We start from the raw sequence: 14,124 nt of genomic DNA on the forward strand, positions 1-14,124 counted from the left end.
GCGACGCCCTGTGCTCGCGGGCGCCGGCACCTCCCGTGGAGGGTGCCGGCGCGTCCCTGCGGCGTGCCCGCTCGCGCCCGCCTGCGAGCGGGTCGCAGAAAGGGCGTCGCCACCCCGGAAGGGTGCCCTATCTCATTGCTGCCGCCAGAGAAACGAGGCGTCGTGAAACGCCCAGATGCCGCAGCCGCCATGATGAGACCGCCAGGACCGCCCTTCGCCGACGTCTTCGACGTGCTGCCGACGCCCTACATGGTCCTCGATCGCCAGTTGCGATACGTGGCCGTGAACAGGGCCTACGAGACGGCGGTGCTGCGCACGCGCGACCAGCTTCTCGGGCTCGTCGTGTTCGAGGCCTTTCCCGACGAGAGCGAGAACGGCCGGCGCATCCGCGCTTCGCTGGAACGGGTGTTCGAGACGGGCCAGACCGACACGCTCGCCTTCATTCCCTACCAGATCGCGCTGCCCGAAACGCTCGGGGGCGGCATGGAGCAGCGCTACTGGACGGCGACGCATACGCCGGTGCGCGGCGCGGACGGGACTGTCGCCTATGTCGTGCAGAACACGATCGACGTGACCGAGATCGTCCGGCTGAAGGAGACGGCCTCGCTGCCGTTTCGCGCGGTGCCCAGCGAACTGGCGCTCCTGCGCAATGCGCAGGACCGCGAACAGGCCTATCAGGACCAGGTTTCGGAGAGCGCGGAATTCCGCCGCCTGTTCCTCCAGGCGCCGGGCCTCATCGCGATCATGACCGGACCCGAGCATGTCGTGACCTTCGCCAACGAGGCCTATCAACGCTTCGTCGGCCGCGAGGATCTCGTCGGCCGCCCGATCCGCGAGGCGCTGCCCGAACTCGTGACGCAGGGCTTCGTGGACCTGATGGACCGCGTGGTGAAGGGCGGCGAGCCGATCGCGGGCGAGGGCATCCGGGTCCTTCTCGGACGGCGCCCCGGCGAGGAGATGCGCGAGGCCTATTGCGACTTCACCTTCACGCCGATCCGCTCCGTCGAGGGCGAGGTCAACGGCATCTTCGTGCAGGGGACGGACCGAACCGATTCCATTCGGGCGCGGCGGCGCCAGCGCCGGCTGATGGACGAGCTGAACCATCGCGTGAAGAACACGCTCGCCACCGTCCAGTCGCTGGCGCGCCAGAGCTTCCGCAACATCCGCGACCCCGAGGAGGCCCGCTACGCCTTCGAGGCGCGCATCCTCGCCCTTTCCAAGACGCACAACGTGTTGTCCGACCGGCAATGGGAAGCGGCGAGCCTGCCCGTCCTGGTGGCGCAGGAGCTCGCCGAGTTCGATCCCGAGCGCGTCAGCGTGAAAGGGCCGGACATCCCGCTCAACGCCAACGCGGCCATCGCGCTGACCATGGTGTTCCACGAGCTCGCCGCCAATGCGCGCCGTCACGGCGCCTATTCGCGGCGCGGCGGTCGGATCGGCCTCACATGGGCGCGCGAGGAAAGCGAGGCGGGACCGCGCCTGCATGTGCGCTGGCGCGAGACGGGCCTCGCCGTGCCCCCGGTCCTCTCCAACGGCTTCGGCATCCGCGTCATCCGCCGCATCGTCACGGGCGAGCTGGAGGGAACTCTCTCCCTTGACGCGGTTGCCGATGGCATCATGTGCGACTTCACAGTTCCTATTGCCGGGGTGGAAGACTTTGAAGGTTCTTTCCAGTCGACAGGCGCCTGACATCGGCGGCCTGAAAGTCTTCGTCGTCGAGGACGAGAGCCTCATCGCGATGCAGCTCGAGGACATCCTGGCGGACCTCGGCACCGAGGTGGTGGGAATGGCGATGAAAGTCAGCCGCGCGCTCGACATGATCGCCGGCGGGCTCGACATCCAGGTGGCGGTGCTCGACGTGAATATCGGCGGGGAGAAGATCTATCCCGTCGCCTTCCGACTGCGCGAACTCGGCGTGCCCATCGTCTTCGCCACCGGCTACGGGCGCAGCGGCGTCGATCCCGAATGGCACGACTGCGCGATCCTGCAGAAGCCCTATACGGCCGAGCAGGTGCAGACCGCCATCGAGGACGCGCTGGCCTGAGCCGCGATCCTACTCGTCGCGCGCACCTACGATCGCCATGACGAGATCGCGCTCGGGCGTGCCCATGTCGCGGACGAGAAGGCCGGGATAGGCGCCCCGCACCGCCTCGCGCCGCTCGGGCTCGGCAAGAGCGAGACAGTCGGCCGCTCGGGTTCGCAGCGTCGTCCCCATCACGTCGGCAAAGGGCGAGGCGACGTCCAGCATCACCACGTGCAGGGCAAAGCGGTGGCGCAGCAGCCGGTCGGCCGCCGCCGTCGGCGTCTCGGCCAGCGTCGCCCTGGCGCCCGCGCGTTCCAGGATCGCGACGGTGCGAAGGCCGCGTGGCCGGTCGGCGTCGCAGACGAGCGCCTCGCGCCCGGCGAGCAGGCTCTTCCAGGCGAAGCGGTCGAAACTGTCGAGACCTCGGGACATGGGGCGCAGGGAACCATCGGCGCCCTGCCGTGGCAAGGCGCGCGGCGCGAACAAAAGCCGGAGGCCGCGCGCTCGGGCGGCGACATTTGCGCCGCGATGCCTTACCTGTCGGCCCATCGCCGTCCTCCGGCCCCTTCGATGGAACCGTTTTCGCATGGTCGACTTCGTCCAGTCCCTGATGAACAGCATGGGACCCTTCGGCATCGCGCTGCTGATGTTCCTGGAGAACATCTTCCCGCCGATCCCTTCCGAGATCATCATGCCGCTGGCGGGCTATCAGGCCGCGAGCGGACAGATGTCGCTCCTGACCGTGATCATCGCCGGCACGATCGGTTCGCTCGCGGGCATCGTGCCCTGGTACTATCTGGGCTATGCCTTCGGCGAGAAGCGCATCATCTGGCTCGCCGAGCGCTACGGCCGCTGGATGACCATGACGCCGGAAGACGTCGAGGCCGCCGACCGCTGGTTCCGCAGATACGGCTACTGGGCCGTCTCCTTCGGCCGCCTCGTGCCGACCGTGCGCACGCTGATCTCTGTGCCGGCGGGCCTGTCGCGGATGCCGTTCCTCCTGTTCTTCGGCGTCTCGGCCATCGGCACGCTGGTCTGGACGGCCGGCCTGGCCTTCGCCGGCTACATGCTCGGGCAGAACTACAATGTCGTCGACAGCTATATCGGACCCGTGTCGAACGCGGTGATCCTGATCGTCGTCGGGCTCTATCTCTACCGCGTCATCACCTTCAAGCCGTCCAAGCGGCGCAGGCCGGTGGATCTGAAGTCCAACGAGCATCCCCACCTGCATGACTGAGAGCGGTCGCGGGGCGTTTGAAACCCATCGTCCGGCGCGCCGGCTGCGGGGGCGGGTGGCCGAACTCCTGCGCACCGCCGGGGACGGGTTCGAGACGCGCCGCTGCGACGGGCTCGACCTGACCTTCGCCGGGATCGAGGGCGACCGGCATGGCGGGCAGACGCGGCGCAGCGGCGGGCGCGAGCCCTGGTACCGGCGCGGCACGGTGATCCGCAACGAACGCCAGCTCAGCCTCGTCTCGCGCGAGGAACTCGACGAGATCGCCGCCCGCCTCGCCATCGAACGCCTCGAGGCCGGCTGGATCGGCGCCAATCTCGTGATCGAGGGGATCGCGCGGCTGACCGCCCTGCCGCCGCGCACGACGCTCTTCTTCGAGGGCGGCGCGACGCTTCGGGTGGACGGCGACAACCACCCCTGCCGCGCCTCTGGGCGGGCGCTCGCCCGGCACGTGCCGGGGCGCCCGGAGATCGAGATGCGTTTTTCGAGCCGCGCCCGCGGCCTGCGCGGCCTCGTCGCCTGGGTGGAGAAGCCGGGTCGCGTCGCGGCGGGCGAGGGGTTCGAGGCGCGCATCCCCGAGCAGCATCTCTACTGAGACCCGGCCTTCCGGACTTTTTGCACGGGACGGCCCGCGCTAGCGTGACGCCCGAATCGAGACGGTTTGCGACATGACGACGATCCTTCTTTCCGCCGGCGGCACCGGCGGCCATCTCTTTCCCGCCGAGGCCCTGGCGCACGAGCTCGTCGCGCGCGGCCACGCGGTGCATCTCGTCACCGACGAGCGGGCGGGGCGCTATGCCGACCGCTTTCCGGTCGAGGCCGTCCATGTCGTGCCCTCGGCGACCTTCGGCTCGAGGAACCCGCTGAAGATGGCCGGCTCGCTCTGGACGCTCTGGCGCGGCTTCCGCCAGGCCGGCAAGCTGGTGCGGCGCCTGAAGCCGGCGGTCGTCGTCGGCTTCGGCGGCTATCCCACCGTGCCGCCGATGATGGCGGCCGTGCAGGCGCGCGTGCCGACCTTGGTGCACGAGCAGAATGCGGTGATGGGGCGGGCGAACCGCTTCCTGGCCCCGCGCGTCACCGCCATCGCCGCGGGCATCCCGCAGGCCGGCGCGAGCGGGGCGATCGCGCGCAAGCTCACCGTCACCGGCAATCCCGTGCGCCCCGCCGTGATCGAGGCGGCGCGCCTGCCCTATGCGGCGCCGCAGGGCGAGGGTCCGGTGCGGCTCGTAGTCTTCGGCGGCAGCCAGGGCGCGCAGTTCTTCTCCAGGGCCGTGCCGGCGGCGATCGACCTCCTGCCGGACGCGCTGCGCGCGCGCCTTCGCGTGACGCAGCAGGCGCGCGCCGAGGACGAGGCGCCGGTGAAGGCCTATTACGCCGCGCGCGGGATCGAGGCGGCCGTCTCGCCCTTCTTCGGCGACATGGCCCAGCGCATCGGCGCCGCCCATCTCCTGATCTGCCGCTCGGGCGCCTCCACCGTCTCGGAGATCGCGGTCGTCGGCCGCCCTGCGATCCTCGTGCCGTACCCTTATGCGCTCGACCACGACCAGGCGGCCAACGCGGCGATGATCGAGGCGAAGGGCGGCGCGATCGTGACGCGCCAGGCGGAGCTTTCGCCCGAGCGGCTGGCGGCTCTTCTGGAGGAGATCCTCGGCGACCCGGAACGGGCGGCCGCGATGGCGGCGGCCGCGCGCTCGACCGCGATCCCCGATGCCGCGCGGTTGCTTGCCGACCTCGTGGAGTCTATGCCCCGCAGCCAGTGACCCCCAGCCCCCTGACAACGCCCGGAGACGCCCCATGAAGATGCCGCCGAATATCGGACCGGTCCATTTCATCGGGATCGGGGGCATCGGCATGAGCGGCATCGCCGAGGTGCTGGTCAATCTCGGCTATACCGTGCAGGGCTCGGACGCCTCCGAGAACGCCAACGTGCAGCGCCTGCGCGAGAAGGGCGTGACGGTCTTCGTCGGCCATGCGGCGGAGAATCTCGGCGCGGCCGAGGTCGTCGTCATGTCCACCGCCATCAAGCGGTCCAATCCGGAGCTGGCGGCCGCGCGCGAACGCCTCCTGCCCATCGTGCGCCGCGCCGAGATGCTGGCGGAGCTGATGCGCTTCCGTCAGGCCATCGCCATCGGCGGCACGCATGGCAAGACGACGACGACCTCGATGGTGGCGACGCTGCTCGACGCCGGCGGGCTCGACCCGACGGTGGTCAATGGCGGCATCATCAACGCCTACGGCACGAACGCGCGCATGGGCGCGGGCAACTGGATGGTGGTGGAGGCCGACGAATCGGACGGCACCTTCCTGAAGCTGCCGGCGGACGTGGCGGTGGTGACGAATATCGATCCCGAGCATCTCGACCACTACGGCACGTTCGACAAGGTGCGCGGCGCCTTCCGCGCCTTCGTGGAGAACGTGCCCTTCTACGGCTTCGCGGTGATGTGCCTCGACCACCCGGAGGTGCAGACGCTCGTCGCCGAGATCGAGGACCGGCGCATCATCACCTATGGCGAGAATCTCCAGGCGGACGTTCGCTTCGAGCATCTCTCGATCGAGGGCAGCCAGTCGACCTTCGACGTCACGATCCGCGACCGCATCACCGGGGAGAGCGAGCGCATCGAGGCCCTGCGCCTGCCCATGGCCGGGCGCCACAACGTGTCCAACGCCACGGCGGCCATCGCGGTGGCGCACCGGCTGAAGATCGGCGCCGACGCCATCCGCGCCGGGATCGAGGCCTTCCGCGGCGTGAAGCGGCGCTTCACGCATACGGGCCAGGTCGACGGGATCGACGTCTACGACGACTACGGCCACCACCCGGTGGAGATCCGTGCCGTGCTGGCGGCCGCGCGCGCCTCGTCCAAGGGCCGCGTCGTCGCCGTTGTGCAGCCCCATCGCTACACGCGCCTGCAGTCGCTCTTCGCCGACTTCGCCTCCTGCTTCAACGACGCGGACACGGTGCTCCTGGCACCGGTCTACGCGGCGGGCGAGGAGCCCATCGAGTTCGTGAATTCCGAGATGCTGGTGGAGCGCCTGAAGCTCGGCGGACACCGCGACGCGCGGCTGATCGACGGGCCGCAGGAACTGGCGCCGCTGATCGACCGCATCGCCGAACCCGGCGATCTCGTCGTGTGCCTGGGCGCCGGCTCGATCACGCAATGGGCCTACGCGCTGCCGAAGGACCTCGCGGCCCTGCGCGGCAAGGCGGCCTGATGGACGGGCAAGCGCTTCTCGCCCGGCTGGGCGACAGGCTGGCCGGGGTGCGCGGCCGTCTGACGGCGGGCGCCGGGCTCGACAAGGTGACCTGGTTCCGCGTCGGGGGACCGGCGGAGATCCTGTTCCAGCCGGCCGATGAGGAGGACCTGTCGGCCTTCCTCGAAGCGCTGCCCGAAGAGGTGCCGGTGACGACGGTCGGCATCGGCTCGAACCTCCTGGTGCGCGAGGCCGGCATTCCCGGCGTCACGATCCGCCTCTCGGCCAAGGGCTTCGGCGCGGTCGAGCGGGTCGGGGACACGCAGCTGCGCGCCGGCACCGCCGCTCCCGACAAGCGCGTGGCCGCGGCCGCCCTCGAGGCGGAACTCGCCGGCTTCCACTTCTATCACGGCATTCCCGGCTCGATCGGCGGCGCGCTGCGCATGAATGCCGGGGCCAACGGCGTGGAGACCGCCGAGCGCGTCGTCGAGGTGCGGGCCGTGGACCGGTCGGGGCGCGTCCATGTCCTGTCGCGGGCCGATCTCGGCTATTCCTACCGCCATTCCGCCGCCTCGCCGGACCTCATCTTCACCGCCGCGCTCTTCGAGGGGGCGAAGGGCGAAGCCGCCGCCATCCGGCAGGCGATGGACGAGGTGCAGCACCATCGCGAGACCGTGCAGCCCGTGCGCGAGAAGACCGGCGGCTCGACCTTCAAGAACCCGGCCGGCACCTCCGCCTGGAAGGAGATCGACAGAGCCGGCTGCCGCGGCCTGACGGTCGGCGGGGCGCAGATGTCGCCCCTGCATTGCAACTTCATGATCAACACGGGCACGGCGACCGGTTTCGACCTCGAGACGCTCGGCGAGACCGTTCGCGAACGCGTCCACGACACGTCCGGCATCGCGCTCGACTGGGAGATCAAGCGCTTCGGCCGCTTCGCGCCGGGTCGCGCCGTGAACGCCTTCGAGGCCTAGGGCCTTCGCGTCCCGGCGCGGCCGGCCTGTCCGCCGCGGGCGGACGACGCCCATCCTCGGGCCTCCCACCCGAGCCCGTCCGAAGGTCCGTCCCTCCGGGACGCGACGATCTCGATCGCGCCGCCGCGGCGGGCGCGGGCCCGTCGCGATTCTCCGAACGCCATACCGAGGGTGAACGGGCCCGCGCGTCTGCCGATCCCGTGGCGCGGACGAGGCCGCTCGCGCCCGGAACAAGCCCGGCACTGTTGCGCCAGATCCACGCATTGCATCTTCCGCGCCACGGTGAACGAGGGGCTTCCAAACGCCCTTACGATTTTCTTTCAAGGGCCTGGCACGGTTAACCTGTGCTTAACCATCGGCCTGCGATGAATGGTCCGAACCTCTGGAAGGGAATGGGATCGGCCTTCGATGGGAAGCCATGTCGCGGTATTGATGGGCGGTTTTTCCTCGGAGAGGCCCGTGAGCCTCGCCTCGGGGACGGCGTGCGCCGACGCTCTGGAAGCGGCGGGCTTCACGGTCACGCGCATCGACGTCGACCGCGACGTCGGGCAGGTGCTGCGCGACCTGCGGCCGGACGTCGCCTTCAATGCGCTGCACGGCCCCTTCGGCGAGGACGGCACGATCCAGGGCATCCTGGAATATCTCGACCTGCCCTACACCCATTCGGGCGTCCTCGCCTCGGCGCTCGCCATGCACAAGGAGCGCGCGAAGATCATCGCGCGCGCCGCCGGCGTGCCGCTCGCCGAATCGAAGCTCGTGCACCGCCATGTGGCGGCGCGCGCCCATGTCATGGCGCCGCCCTACGTGGTGAAGCCGGTGGCCGAGGGGTCGAGCTTCGGCGTGATCATCGTGCGCGAGGACCAGGCCCATCCGCCGCAGCAGCTGACGGCCTCCGACTGGCCCTTCGGCGACCTCGTGATGGTGGAGCGCTTCGTGCACGGCCGCGAGCTGACCTGCGCCGTGATGGGCGACGTCGCCCTCGAGGTCTGCGAGATCACGACCGAAGGCCACGCCTTCTACGACTACGATTCGAAATACGCGCCCGGCGGCTCGGTGCACACGGTGCCGGCGCCCATTCCCGCCAAGGTCGCGCGCCTCGTGCAGGAAAAGGCGCTCGCCGCCCACAAGGCGGTCGGCTGCCGCGGCGTCTCGCGCTCGGACTTTCGCTACGACGACCGGTTCGGCGAGGGCGGCGAGCTCGTCTGGCTGGAGATCAACACCCAGCCCGGCATGACGCCGACCTCGCTCGTGCCCGACATCGCGCGCGCCAGCGGGCACAGCTTCGCCGAACTCCTGACCTGGCTGGTGGAGGACGCCTCGTGCCGCCGCTGACCGCCGACCGCCGCTCGCCCTCCGCGCCCATGCCGGGCGCGCCGAGCAAGTTCTCGCTGCGCATGAAGATCGCCGGCCGGCGCGCCGTGGCCTTCTCGACGGCCCTGTGCCGGCGCAAGCCGCCGCGCTTCGGCGTGCTGGCCACGCTCGTCATCGGCTCATCGCTCGCCTACGGCGTCGCCGTCGGCGGCCATACGATCGCGGTGATCGACGCGGTGGCGCAGCCGCTGGGCTTCTCGATCAACCGGATCGACGTGGAGGGCAATCGCGAGACCTCCGAGATCGACGTTTTGCAGACCCTGTGGGCCACCGGCTCGCAGAGCCTCCTCTCGCTCGACCCGACGGCGGCGCGCGCGGCGCTGGAGAAGCTGCCCTGGATCGAGCGCGCCTCGGTCGCCAAGATCTTCCCGGACCGGGTGCGCATCACCGTCCTCGAGCATCGCCCCTTCGCGCTCTGGCAGCGCGACGGAAGCTTCACGGTCGTCGACCGCGAGGGCCGCGAGATCATGCCCTTCACGCCCGGCCGCTTCTCCATGCTGCCGGTCATCGTCGGCGAGGGCGCGGCGGACACGGCGGCCATGCTGCTCGACGAGATGGAGGCCACGCCCGAGCTTCGCGCAAGGGTGAAGGCCTATATCCGGGTGGGTGATCGTCGATGGGACCTGCGGCTCGACGACGGCGTCACGATCCGCCTGCCCGAGGACGGGCCGGTGGAAGCTCTGGAGGAAGTGGCACGGATCGACCGCGAGAGCGGCCTCCTGTCGCGCGATATCGAGGCGGTCGACATGCGTCTGGAGGATCGGATGGTCGTGAAGCTGACCCCGGCCGCCGTCGAGCGCCGCGAAACAGAGCTCGAAGAACGCGAGAAAGCGCTGAAGCGCGCGCGGAAGGCGAAACCCGTATGAGTTTGTTTTCCAGAAGCCGCAACGACCTGCCCCGCGTGAAGGCGCTGTCGCGCAAGACGCGCGTCATCTCCGTGCTGGACGTCGGATCCGAGAAGATCTCCTGCCTCATCGCCCGGCTGAAGCCGCGCGCAGCCAGCGAGATCCTGCCCGGGCGCACCCATACGATCGAGGTGATCGGCGTCGGCCATCAGCGCTCGCGCGGCATCAAGTCGGGCGTCGTGGTCGACCTCGAGGCCGCCGAGCAGGCGATTCGCCATTGCGTGGACGCGGCCGAGCGCATGGCCGGCCTCACCATCGAGAGCCTCATCGTCTCGCTGACGGCGGGCCGGCTCAAGAGCCAGCGCGGCCAGGCCTTCGTGGAAGCCGCCGGCGAGGTGACGGACGACGACGTCGCCAAGGCGCTGTCGCTCGCCTCGCGGCTGAAGCTCGAGGCCGGGCGCGTGGCGCTGCATTCGATCGCCTGCGACACGTCGATCGACGGCGAGGGCGGACTTGAGAAGCCGGTCGGCATGGTCGGCGGGCGGCTCGGGCTCGAGATGCACGTGCTCTCGGCCGAGGAGACGCCGCTGCGCAATCTCGAGGCGGCGATCAACCGCGCCCATCTCGTGGTGGAGGCCTTCGTGGCGACGCCCTATGCCAGCGCCCTCTCGGTGCTGGTGGAGGACGAGGCGCAGATGGGCTCGGCCTGCATCGACATGGGCGGCGGCGCGACGACGATCGCGATCTTCCAGAACGGCCGCTTCGTCTATGCCGATTCGGTGGCGCTGGGCGGCCATCACATCACGATGGATCTTGCCCGCGGCCTCTCGATCCGCACGAGCGACGCCGAACGGCTGAAGGTGATGCACGGCTGCACCCTCTCCGAGCTGATGGACGACGCCGAGACGGTGCAGGTGGCCCCGCTCGGCGAGGACGGCCGCGAGGCGCCGATCACGGTGGCGCGCTCGCTGATCGCCAAGATCATCCGGCCGCGCGTCGAGGAGACGTTCGAACTGGTGCGCGACCGGCTGGCGGCCTCGGGCCTCGGCCACGTCATCGGCAAGCGGGTGGTGCTGACGGGCGGCGCCAGCCAGCTCGCGGGGCTCGGCGAGACGGCCCGCACCGTCATGCAGCGCAACGTGCGCCTCGGTCGTCCGGTCGGCGTCGCGGGTCTGAACCCTTCCAGCAAGGGCCCGGCCTTCGCGACCTCCGTCGGGCTGCTCATCTACCCGCAGGTGGCCCACCGCGAATACGTGCAGGAGACCTCGCTGGCGGCGCTGGCCTTCGACACGAACACCCGCACCGGGCGCCTCGGCGCCTGGCTGAAGCGAAGTTTCTGAACGGTTTTCCGGGCCGGCCCCACAGGCCAGCTCCCCACGGATCGGTGCGCGCCGCGCGCCGCCTCACACGACCAAACATGACGGCCGGCGCGGCGAGACGGCCCAGACATCGAAGAGGATCAACGCCATGAACATCAATCTCTCCCGGCCCGACATCACCGAGCTGAAGCCCCGCATCACCGTGTTCGGCGTCGGCGGCGGCGGCTGCAACGCCGTCAACAACATGATCAGCGCCGGACTCGAGGGCGTCGAGTTCGTGATCGCCAACACCGACGCGCAGGCCCTGCGCTCCTCGCGCGCCGAGCGCATCATCCAGATGGGCGTCGCCGTCACCGAGGGGCTCGGCGCCGGTTCGCAGCCCGAGGTCGGCCGCGCGGCCGCCGAGGAATCCATCGACGAGGTCTGCGACCATCTCCTCGGCTCGCATATGTGCTTCGTCACCGCCGGCATGGGCGGCGGCACCGGCACGGGCGCGGCACCCGTCGTGGCGCGGGCGGCCCGCGAGAAGGGCATCCTGACCGTCGGCGTCGTCACCAAGCCCTTCCACTTCGAGGGCCAGCGGCGCATGCGCATCGCCGAGCAGGGCATCGAGGAGCTGCAGAAGAACGTCGACACGCTCATCGTCATCCCGAACCAGAACCTCTTCCGCATCGCCAACGACAAGACGACCTTCGCCGACGCCTTCGGCATGGCCGACCAGGTTCTCTATTCTGGCGTCGCCTGCATCACCGACCTCATGGTCAAGGAAGGCCTCATCAACCTCGACTTCGCGGACGTTCGCTCCGTGATGCGCGAGATGGGCAAGGCCATGATGGGCACGGGCGAGGCTTCGGGCGAGGGCCGCGCGATGGCCGCCGCCGAGGCGGCGATCGCCAACCCGCTGCTCGACGAGACCTCGATGAAGGGCGCCAAGGGCCTCCTCATCTCGATCACCGGCGGGCGCGACCTGACCCTGTTCGAGGTGGACGAGGCGGCCACGCGCATCCGCGAGGAGGTCGACCAGGACGCCAACATCATCCTCGGCGCCACGTTCGACGAGAGCCTGGAAGGCATCATCCGCGTCTCGGTCGTGGCCACCGGCATCGACAAGACGGAGATGGAGATGGCCGAGCGCCTCGCCGGCTTCCAGAACGCCTCCATGCCCCAGCAGCGCTCCGTGCCGCAGCCGGCGGTCCAGCAGGCCGCCGCGCCCGCGCAGATGCCGATGATGCGCGATGCCGAGCCGGTCCGCATGCAGGCGCCCGCTCCGGTCGCGCCCGCGCCGGTGCAGGAGGACATGATGGACACGTCCGACCTCGACGACGACTTCTCCGCCGCGCTCGCGGCCGAGATCGCCCAGGTCGCCCCGGCGCCGCGCAGCCGCATGCCGCGCGTCGACGAGTTCCCGCCGATGGTCCGCGCCGAGATCGAGAGCCGCACCGGCTCGCCGAGCGAGGCGATGGGCGCCGAGGACCGCGGCCCGATGGGTCTCCTCAGCCGCCTCACGAAGGGCCTCGCCCGCCGCGAGGAGGAAGAGGCGGCGCTTCTCGCCGAGGCGCAGCGCGCCATGCCGCGCCCGGCCGCCGAGGCCCCGCGCCGCGCGCCGGAAGCCAGCCCCTATGCGCCGCGGCGCACGGCGGCCGACTCGGCCGCCCGCCCGCAGACCTCGCAGATGCGCCCCGCCAGCGAGGACGAGCAGCTGGAGATCCCGGCCTTCCTGCGCCGTCAGTCGAACTGATCGCCTGTCGCGAAGTTGCAAGTTTGACACAGGGTCCGCCGTGCTCAGCACGGCGGACCCTTTCGTTTAAGGCCCTGTCATTGCTGCGTTTTACGAAGGCTTAACCGCGTCGGTGGTAACAACGGGTCATAAACTGTGATTTGGCTGCCGCAGGGCTGCGCTCTAGGAAAAGATACGAGTTTTCGGGATTTCCGGAGGCGCGGCCATCCTGGGGAGGAGGTCGCCCTGCGTCACCAGAATCCTTTCCAGAACAGAGAGGCGGCAGCCCGTAAGGGCCGGCCGCGACGCCACGGGCTGGCGGGAAAGGTGCCAGAAGTGTCGATGTTTCAGCAGACCATCGGATCGCGGATCGAGTTTTCCGGCGTTGGCGTCCATAGCGGCCTGCCGGTGCATCTCGATCTCGTTCCCGCCGCGGTCCATACCGGCATCGTCTTCCGCCTTTCCGATTCCGCCGGTCGCCTCCACGAAATCCGCGCCATCTCGTCCAACTCGGTCCTGATGGACCTCGCCACCGTGATCGGCGATCCGATGGGCGCGCATGTCTCCACGATCGAGCACCTGATGGCCGCGCTCTACGCGATGGGCGTCGACAACGTGCTGGTCGAGATCGACGCCTTCGAGACGCCCATCATGGACGGCTGCGCCGCCCTCTTCGTCGCGGCGCTCGGCAAGGCCGGCATCGTGGCGCAGGGCGCCAAGCGCCGCTACGTCCGGGTCCTCAAGACCGTCTCGGTCGAGCTGAACGGCGCGCGCGCCGAGTACCGCCCGCACGACGGCACGCGCTTCGAGGTCGAGATCGATTTCGACACGCCGGCCATCGGCCGCCAGATCTACCGCGCCGACCTGACCGCCGAGCGCTTCGCCCGCGACCTGTCGCAGGCGCGCACCTTCGGCTTCATGAAAGACGTGGAGCGCCTGTGGGCCGCCGGCTACGCGCTCGGCTCCTCGCTGGAGAATTCCGTGGTGATCGGCGACGACGGCCGCATCATCAACCCGGACGGCCTGCGCTATGCCGACGAGTTCGTGCGCCACAAGGCGCTGGACGCCGTCGGCGACCAGGCGCTCGCGGGGGGGCGCATCCTCGGCTGCTACCGCTCCTACAAGGGCGGCCATCGCCTCAACGCGCTGGCGCTGCAGGCGCTGTTCGCCGACGAGAGCGCCTACGAGCTGGTGGAGATGCCGGCCCGCCGCGTCGACGCGATCCGTCACGCACCGCTCGTCGCCGTCGCCGCGCCCGCCTTCGGTCCGCAGACGCTCTGAACGCCGCGTCGCCTGAGCCCTCGGGAGGGGTGGCCGCGGTTCCCTTCCGCAGGGCAGGGGGCGCGACGATCGCGCGGATGCAGGCGGGGGCAGGGGCCACAAAAAAGGCGGGTTGCTCGCGCTTCAGCGTTGCCGAATGCAGAGGCCGGGCTTAGAACCTCAGGCCTTCGA

13 protein-coding genes are annotated in these 14,124 nt (G+C 70.0%); 12 read left to right on the top strand and 1 reads right to left on the bottom strand.

Annotated elements, in window-relative coordinates; translation table 11 throughout:
* Nucleotides 1–189: 189 nt before the first annotated feature.
* Both ASG48_RS06600 and ASG48_RS06605 read left to right on the top strand, forming a co-directional pair.
* A complete protein-coding gene (locus tag ASG48_RS06600; protein WP_055846965.1) occupies nucleotides 190–1,689 on the top strand; it encodes a PAS domain-containing protein in 1,500 nt (499 codons plus the stop codon).
* On the top strand, nucleotides 1,658–2,044 hold the full coding sequence (locus tag ASG48_RS06605) for a response regulator (protein ID WP_055846966.1): 387 nt from the start codon (nucleotides 1,658–1,660) through the stop codon (nucleotides 2,042–2,044). Before ASG48_RS06600 ends, ASG48_RS06605 begins: the two co-directional genes overlap by 32 nt.
* Before the next feature lie 9 nt (nucleotides 2,045–2,053).
* On the opposite strand, the gene ASG48_RS06610 is transcribed toward ASG48_RS06605, so the two are convergent.
* Nucleotides 2,054–2,455, bottom strand: a complete 402-nt coding sequence (locus ASG48_RS06610; protein WP_055846969.1) for a hypothetical protein — start codon at nucleotides 2,453–2,455, stop codon at nucleotides 2,054–2,056.
* A 154-nt stretch (nucleotides 2,456–2,609) separates the two neighbouring features.
* Between ASG48_RS06610 and ASG48_RS06615 the strand changes: the two genes are divergently transcribed.
* The 10 genes from ASG48_RS06615 (at nucleotide 2,610) to lpxC (ending at nucleotide 13,953) form a co-directional block, all read left to right on the top strand.
* Complete coding sequence (locus tag ASG48_RS06615; RefSeq protein WP_055846972.1) at nucleotides 2,610–3,260, top strand: DedA family protein; 651 nt, start codon at nucleotides 2,610–2,612, stop codon at nucleotides 3,258–3,260.
* Nucleotides 3,253–3,852 carry an MOSC domain-containing protein gene (locus ASG48_RS06620; RefSeq protein ID WP_055846974.1) on the top strand — a complete coding sequence of 200 codons (600 nt, stop codon included), beginning with the start codon at nucleotides 3,253–3,255 and terminating at the stop codon, nucleotides 3,850–3,852. Before ASG48_RS06615 ends, ASG48_RS06620 begins: the two co-directional genes overlap by 8 nt.
* 73 nt (nucleotides 3,853–3,925) lie before the next feature.
* The gene (gene murG / locus ASG48_RS06625) at nucleotides 3,926–5,017 is read left to right on the top strand and encodes an undecaprenyldiphospho-muramoylpentapeptide beta-N-acetylglucosaminyltransferase (protein WP_055846977.1); all 1,092 of its coding nucleotides are present in this window, start codon (nucleotides 3,926–3,928) and stop codon (nucleotides 5,015–5,017) included.
* Between the two features lie 34 nt (nucleotides 5,018–5,051).
* The gene (gene murC / locus ASG48_RS06630; RefSeq protein ID WP_055846979.1) at nucleotides 5,052–6,467 is read left to right on the top strand and encodes a UDP-N-acetylmuramate--L-alanine ligase; all 1,416 of its coding nucleotides are present in this window, start codon (nucleotides 5,052–5,054) and stop codon (nucleotides 6,465–6,467) included.
* Nucleotides 6,464–7,420 carry a UDP-N-acetylmuramate dehydrogenase gene (gene murB, locus ASG48_RS06635; protein ID WP_055847973.1) on the top strand — a complete coding sequence of 319 codons (957 nt, stop codon included), beginning with the start codon at nucleotides 6,464–6,466 and terminating at the stop codon, nucleotides 7,418–7,420. Before murC ends, murB begins: the two co-directional genes overlap by 4 nt.
* A gap of 408 nt (nucleotides 7,421–7,828) precedes the next feature.
* Nucleotides 7,829–8,752, top strand: a complete 924-nt coding sequence (locus ASG48_RS06640) for a D-alanine--D-alanine ligase (RefSeq protein ID WP_055846984.1) — start codon at nucleotides 7,829–7,831, stop codon at nucleotides 8,750–8,752.
* Nucleotides 8,740–9,657: a cell division protein FtsQ/DivIB gene (locus ASG48_RS06645; RefSeq protein ID WP_244486791.1), complete on the top strand. Its 918-nt coding sequence runs from the start codon at nucleotides 8,740–8,742 to the stop codon at nucleotides 9,655–9,657. Before ASG48_RS06640 ends, ASG48_RS06645 begins: the two co-directional genes overlap by 13 nt.
* Nucleotides 9,654–10,976, top strand: a complete 1,323-nt coding sequence (ftsA, locus tag ASG48_RS06650) for a cell division protein FtsA (RefSeq protein ID WP_055846986.1) — start codon at nucleotides 9,654–9,656, stop codon at nucleotides 10,974–10,976. The genes ASG48_RS06645 and ftsA overlap by 4 nt, the downstream gene beginning before the upstream one ends.
* Before the next feature lie 127 nt (nucleotides 10,977–11,103).
* The gene (gene ftsZ / locus ASG48_RS06655; protein WP_055846989.1) at nucleotides 11,104–12,693 is read left to right on the top strand and encodes a cell division protein FtsZ; all 1,590 of its coding nucleotides are present in this window, start codon (nucleotides 11,104–11,106) and stop codon (nucleotides 12,691–12,693) included.
* A gap of 321 nt (nucleotides 12,694–13,014) precedes the next feature.
* Entirely contained in the window at nucleotides 13,015–13,953 is a 939-nt protein-coding gene (gene lpxC, locus ASG48_RS06660; protein ID WP_055847981.1) for a UDP-3-O-acyl-N-acetylglucosamine deacetylase, read from the top strand.
* The last annotated feature ends 171 nt before the right edge of the window (nucleotides 13,954–14,124 follow it).

It is taken from the genome of Aurantimonas sp. Leaf443, from assembly GCF_001425575.1.
Classification (GTDB): Bacteria; Pseudomonadota; Alphaproteobacteria; order Rhizobiales; family Rhizobiaceae; genus Leaf443.

What these genes read in the sequence shown, in the direction of transcription:
- ASG48_RS06600 (WP_055846965.1), top strand. Translation starts at nt 190, where the DNA reads ATGATGAGACCGCCAGGACCGCCCTTCGCCGACGTCTTCGACGTGCTG.
- ASG48_RS06610 (WP_055846969.1), bottom strand. Translation starts at nt 2,455, where the DNA reads ATGTCCCGAGGTCTCGACAGTTTCGACCGCTTCGCCTGGAAGAGCCTG.
- ASG48_RS06615 (WP_055846972.1), top strand. Translation starts at nt 2,610, where the DNA reads ATGGTCGACTTCGTCCAGTCCCTGATGAACAGCATGGGACCCTTCGGC.
- ASG48_RS06620 (WP_055846974.1), top strand. Translation starts at nt 3,253, where the DNA reads ATGACTGAGAGCGGTCGCGGGGCGTTTGAAACCCATCGTCCGGCGCGC.
- murG (WP_055846977.1), top strand. Translation starts at nt 3,926, where the DNA reads ATGACGACGATCCTTCTTTCCGCCGGCGGCACCGGCGGCCATCTCTTT.
- murC (WP_055846979.1), top strand. Translation starts at nt 5,052, where the DNA reads ATGAAGATGCCGCCGAATATCGGACCGGTCCATTTCATCGGGATCGGG.
- ASG48_RS06640 (WP_055846984.1), top strand. Translation starts at nt 7,829, where the DNA reads ATGGGAAGCCATGTCGCGGTATTGATGGGCGGTTTTTCCTCGGAGAGG.
- ftsA (WP_055846986.1), top strand. Translation starts at nt 9,654, where the DNA reads ATGAGTTTGTTTTCCAGAAGCCGCAACGACCTGCCCCGCGTGAAGGCG.
- ftsZ (WP_055846989.1), top strand. Translation starts at nt 11,104, where the DNA reads ATGAACATCAATCTCTCCCGGCCCGACATCACCGAGCTGAAGCCCCGC.
- lpxC (WP_055847981.1), top strand. Translation starts at nt 13,015, where the DNA reads ATGTTTCAGCAGACCATCGGATCGCGGATCGAGTTTTCCGGCGTTGGC.